Source organism: Helicobacter sp. 16-1353 (assembly GCF_003288815.1).
Lineage (GTDB): Bacteria > Campylobacterota > Campylobacteria > Campylobacterales > Helicobacteraceae > NHYM01.
Genome location: NZ_NHYM01000022.1, coordinates 1 through 2714, shown reverse-complemented (window position 1 = coordinate 2714; position 2714 = coordinate 1). Strand labels below are relative to the sequence as shown.

At 32.5% G+C, this 2714-nt stretch carries 3 protein-coding genes; 2 read left to right on the top strand and 1 reads right to left on the bottom strand.

Annotation, left to right across the window (positions count from 1 at the left end; genetic code table 11):
* Nucleotides 1–324 (bottom strand): type II secretion system protein (locus CCY99_RS09260; protein ID WP_146744970.1); only part of this gene is annotated, 324 nt, incomplete at its 3' end.
* A 258-nt stretch (nt 325–582) separates the two neighbouring features.
* On the opposite strand from CCY99_RS09260, the gene purB reads away from it, so the two are divergent.
* Together purB and CCY99_RS09250 are read left to right on the top strand one after the other, a co-directional pair.
* Nucleotides 583–1920 carry an adenylosuccinate lyase gene (gene purB / locus CCY99_RS09255; protein ID WP_112061135.1) on the top strand — a complete coding sequence of 446 codons (1338 nt, stop codon included), beginning with the start codon at nt 583–585 and terminating at the stop codon, nt 1918–1920.
* Nucleotides 1921–2145: 225 nt separating this feature from the next.
* Nucleotides 2146–2682, top strand: a complete 537-nt coding sequence (locus tag CCY99_RS09250; protein WP_112061134.1) for a prepilin-type N-terminal cleavage/methylation domain-containing protein — start codon at nt 2146–2148, stop codon at nt 2680–2682.
* Nucleotides 2683–2714 lie beyond the last annotated feature (32 nt).

The following is a 2714-nucleotide window of genomic DNA, read 5'->3' as shown; positions in this document are numbered from 1 at the left end:
AGTATTTGATGTTGCAAATGGTGCAACTCCACTTTGATTTCCTATTGTCATTGCCACCCATCTACCTCTATCTAATCCACCTGTATCTATTATCCATTCTCCCCAATTTGAGAATCCTGTTGGAGCGGAAGCTGTTGGGTCTAGATTCTCAGCAAAGATTCTAGCTGGAATTGCTTTTAGCGTTGAGGCTATATCACTTCTTAGCATTGCAACTTGTGCATCTGTTCTAGTTGTTACAAATCTAGGAACAGCAACTGCTGCTAAAACTCCTAGTATAACAATAACGAAAACCAATTCAATCATTGAGAAAGCATTTCTTTTCATATATTTATCCCCCTTTATTAATATAAAATATACAATTAAATAATATTAACGAATATTAAATAATATAATTAATGAATTATAAACAATATTTTTTTAATAATTCTTTAAATAAATGTATAAAATTGTATTATATAAATAGGAGATAGAATAATTTTGATAGTGTAAAATAAAATCTAATATATTTGGTTTAAAAATTCTAGTAAAATTCGAATAATTATATTTGCCTTAATTCTAAAAATTAACTTAGGAGATTCTATTATGGTAGAGCGATATTCACGAGATAAAATGACAAAACTATGGAGCAAAGAAGCAAAATTTGATGCTTGGCTAAAGGTAGAAAAAGCCGTTGTTCGTGGGTGGAATAATCTTGGATTGATTAGCGATAAGGATTGCGAAAATATTTGTAAAAATGCCAAATTTAATATTGAAGAAATGGAAGAAATTGAAAAAATTACAAAACACGATTTAATAGCCTTTACAACTTCGATTGCAAATTCTTTAGGCGAAGAAAGTAGATGGTTTCATTATGGAATAACTAGTAGTGATACGATTGATACTGCTGTGGCACTGCAAATTAGAGATAGTTTATTATTAATTATAGATGATATTACTTTACTTTTAGATAAGTTGAATAAAAAAGCATTTAGATATAAAGACACCTTAATGGTTGGCAGAAGCCACGGAATCCACGGAGAACCAATCACTTTTGGGCTTGTTGTGGCAATTTGGTATGATGAAATAAGAGTGCATTTAGAAAGTATGAAGCGAACCTTAAATATTGTATCTATTGGCAAAATTAGCGGAGCTATGGGAAATATGGCACATTCGCCTATGGAATTAGAAGAATTTGTTTGTAGGGATTTAGGGCTTGATTGTGCTTTAGTTAGCAATCAAATAATACAAAGAGATAGGTATGCAAGACTTTTTGCTGATATAGCATTACTTGCTAGTAGTTGTGAAAAAATAGCTGTTGCAATTAGGCATTTTCAACGAACTGAAGTATATGAATGTGAGGAATTTTTCTCCAAAGGGCAAAAGGGTAGCTCCGCTATGCCACACAAGCGGAATCCTGTGCTTAGCGAAAATATCACAGGACTTTGTAGAATCTTGCGTTCATATGTAATTCCAGCAATGGAAAATGTCGCACTCTGGCACGAGCGAGATATTAGCCATAGTTCAGTGGAGCGATTTATCCTACCTGATGCATTTATAACTCTTGATTTTATGCTTAATCGTTTAAGTGATTTAGTAGAAAATTTGGTAGTTTATGAAAAAAATATGATGAAAAATCTACAATTAACTGGAGGACTTGTTTTCTCACAAAGAATTCTTTTAGAATTGCCTAAAAAGGGAATAAATAGAGAGGATGCTTATAGAATTGTGCAAAGAAATGCTATGAAAGTTTGGAATGATTTACAAGAGGGCAAAAGCGCGATAAATAGCAAAGGTGAAAGCTTATATTTACAATATCTTTTGCAAGATGACGAGCTTTTAGGTTATTTATCCAAAGATGATATTAGAGAATGTTTTGATTATAATTATTTCATAAAAAATGTAGATAATATATTTAAACGCGTATTTAAGGGAGAATTTTAATATACTTTATCTTTATCTTAAAAGATTCTAAAGATTCTAAGATAGATTTATGAAGTAACGCGTATCGTTTTATCGTTTTATCGTTTTATCAAAAATTTATCTATTGGCATTATGCTTCCTGCTTACTTTTAAGTAAAAATTAAAAAAAAAAAGTTTATAATCCGTTTACTTTATCAAATTAAATAATATTTACTTTGATAAAAATATACAGAAGGAGAATAGAGTATGAAAAGAAGTGGTTTTTCGATGATTGAGCTAGTGTTTGTTATCGTTATCTTGGGCGTTTTAGCCGCAGTTGCTGTGCCTAGATTCGTAACAACTAGAACAGATGCTCAAGTGGCAATGGCTAGAAGTGATATAGCAACTGTTTTAAAAGCGATTCCAGCTAGGGTTTTTGCTGAAAATATTGACCCAACAGGAAATCCTCCAACAGGATTCTCAAGCTGGGCTGATTGGATGATAGATACAGGTGGATTGGATAGAGGTAGATGGGGTCATCAAGGTGGAGCTGCTAATTCCCGTGCCATAACTCCAACAGGTAATGTCCAAACTGCAGATGGAACTACTACTCACGGCGGTTGTGGTCCTATAATTCAAATCGATGCAGATGGTAATCTAATATTTGACCCATCTAAAATTGATAGAGTTTCTTCAACAGGAAATGCTCAAGGGAATGTATTTTGTGCGAATCTGGCAGATTCCTATCCAAGCAATTCTAATAGAATTATCCCACTTGCTACAACAGGTGCAGTTAAATTCTAAATCTTATTATATTAAGGGACTTAATCCCTTAA

Coding starts and splice junctions, on each gene's coding strand:
- CCY99_RS09250 (WP_112061134.1), top strand. CDS start 2,146: ATGAAAAGAAGTGGTTTTTCGATGATTGAGCTAGTGTTTGTTATCGTT.
- purB (WP_112061135.1), top strand. CDS start 583: ATGGTAGAGCGATATTCACGAGATAAAATGACAAAACTATGGAGCAAA.